Here is a 2341-nt window from a genome sequence, read left to right as displayed (position 1 = left end):
ATCATGCTAGCAAGTTAAGCGAACACTGACATGATAAATTAGTGGTTAGCTATATTTTTTTACTTTGCAACAGAACCGTATAAATTCTACAAGTGGCTTTATTGCATTTTTTCCAATAACTGGCATAGAGCTATGAGAAGATTTACCTCTAGAGGTAATACGAAAATCCATAGACCCTTTATGTGCATAGACCATCATTTTTTCTGAAGGCTCAGCTATTATTAAAGCATCTACTTCATCCATTTCACCATTTTCATACATTTGTTTGGATCCTAATTGTTCTTTTTCTTCTCCTGTTGTTGCCATAAACTTAATCTTTCCGTTTTTTAACGAGCCACTTTCTTTAACTTCAATCAATGCAATCGCTAGTGCTACTAGACCTGATTTCATATCTCCAGCGCCTCTTCCGTAAAGGTAACCATCATCTTCAGTTAATGTAAATGGATCATATGTCCACTCATCAGGATCGCCTTCTGATACCACATCTATATGACCTGATAAACCAAGAACAGGTGACCCTTCACCGATTTCTGCAATTAAATTAGCACGATTATCTTCCACTTTCTCAATACGAGAATCAATACCGTATTTTTTAAATAAATCTTGGAAATATTCGCAAACTTCTAATTCATTATTATTGACAGTTTTAAAAGCTACAACTTCTTTTAAGATTTGAACTCTTTCCTCATTTGAAAATACACTCATAACAATATGTCCTTTCAAAGTAATTAGGTATAATATATATAATAAATATTACTTCATTATCAACTAGCATATCAAATTAGATGCTTTTCGGTATAATTTTTTAGGTTCTGTTGCAAAGTTAGATTTATAGTATAATTTTAACAAAAAGGAGTCTTCTGTATGAACTATTTCAGATATAAACAATTCGATAAAGATGTTATAACTGTAGCCGTTGGCTACTACTTAAGATACGCATTAAGTTATCGTGATATATCTGAAATATTAAGGGAACGTGGTTTTGATGTTCATCATTCAACCATTTATCGATGGGTTCAAGAGTATGCACCTATTTTCTATCAACTTTGGAAGAGAAAACATAAAAAAACGTATTATAAGTGGCGTATTGATGAGACATATATCAAAATTAAAGGACAGTGGTGTTATCTGTATCGCGCGATTGATGCAGATGGACATACATTAGATATTTGGTTACGCAAAAAACGAGATCATCAATCAGCATATGCGTTTATTAAGCGCCTTATTAAACAATTCGGTAAACCTCAAATGATAATTACAGATCAAGCACCTTCAACGAAGGTAGCCATGGCTAAAATAATTAAAGTGTTTAAGCTGAAACCTAACTGTCATTGCACATCTAAATATCTCAATAACCTCATTGAACAAGATCATCGTCACATTAAGGTGAGAAAGACAAGATATCAAAGTGTCAATACGGCAAAAAATACACTCAAAGGCATTGAATGTATTTACGGATTATATAAAAAGAACCGTAGGTCTCTTCAGATCTACGGATTTTCACCATGCCACGAAATTAGTTATATGTTAGCTGGTTAGGCGAAGACTGACACAATAAAATGGTGATTAGCTATATTTTTCTAACTTTGCAACAGAACCCTTAATTTCATAGAACGGCGAAATTAATACATGTTAGTCAGCTAATTGAATACTTACATTATAAGAGAGTAGTTAACTTTATTTTTAATTTGCACCAGAACTTTTTAATGTATTATTTCATCCTTGAATAAATCACCCCATTCGCATATTGCATAAACCACCTTATCTAGCTTGTAGCCTATAGATGTCAGCTTATACTCCACTTTTGGGGGAACTACAGAATAAATATGTCTTTCAATAATTTGGTCCTCTTCTAATTCTCTAAGTTGTCTTATTAGCATCCTTTGATTGACATGCGGCAACTTTTTTTGTAGCTCACTTAATCTCAATACTTTGTCTTGAAGTAAATGAAAAATTATAGGGATCTTCCACTTTCCTCCGATAACACATAAAGCTAAATCTTTAGAAGTGAAAAATTCTTTTCCTTTATAATACAATTTTCATCCTTCTTTCTTCTATAATATTAGAATTTACATTGTTAATGCGGAAGATTATATAATCTTCCGCATTAACTGCTTATTTATATCTATTCTAAATTGGCATGATTATTTTGCATAGTTGTTTCATCAACATCTAATTGTGTCATTAGTCCAATGACTACACTATCTAAAAAGATTTGTGATGATTGTTCAAACAAACTACCTAACGGTTGATCAGACCCAGTAGCATCGTGTTTTGTACCTGCTGGTAATTCAACTACTGTGTCTGCAATTTCACCAATTGCAGAATCTAGTTTAGTTGT

Annotated in this window: 3 protein-coding genes and 1 pseudogene; 1 reads left to right on the top strand and 3 read right to left on the bottom strand. The window is 32.5% G+C overall.

Annotation, left to right across the window (positions count from 1 at the left end):
- Nucleotides 1-75: 75 nt before the first annotated feature.
- A pseudogene (locus ACZ267_RS12720) lies at nucleotides 76-705 on the bottom strand (M20/M25/M40 family metallo-hydrolase); the annotation flags it as partial.
- Between the two features lie 159 nt (nucleotides 706-864).
- Here ACZ267_RS12720 and ACZ267_RS12715 point away from each other — a divergent pair.
- The gene (locus ACZ267_RS12715) at nucleotides 865-1539 is read left to right on the top strand and encodes an IS6 family transposase (protein WP_002449609.1); all 675 of its coding nucleotides are present in this window, start codon (nucleotides 865-867) and stop codon (nucleotides 1537-1539) included.
- 164 nt (nucleotides 1540-1703) lie between these two features.
- Here the strand turns inward: ACZ267_RS12715 and ACZ267_RS12710 are convergent, their stop codons facing one another.
- Together ACZ267_RS12710 and ACZ267_RS12705 are read right to left on the bottom strand one after the other, a co-directional pair.
- On the bottom strand, nucleotides 1704-2036 hold the full coding sequence (locus ACZ267_RS12710) for a winged helix-turn-helix transcriptional regulator (protein ID WP_002505086.1): 333 nt from the start codon (nucleotides 2034-2036) through the stop codon (nucleotides 1704-1706).
- 89 nt (nucleotides 2037-2125) lie between these two features.
- Nucleotides 2126-2341 (bottom strand): phosphoheptose isomerase family protein (locus ACZ267_RS12705; RefSeq protein WP_463680333.1); only part of this gene is annotated, 216 nt, incomplete at its 5' end.

Source organism: Staphylococcus sp. AC872 (genome assembly GCF_979255425.1).
Note: the sequence above shows the minus strand (reverse complement) of the source record. Positions and strands in the feature narration are given on the sequence as shown.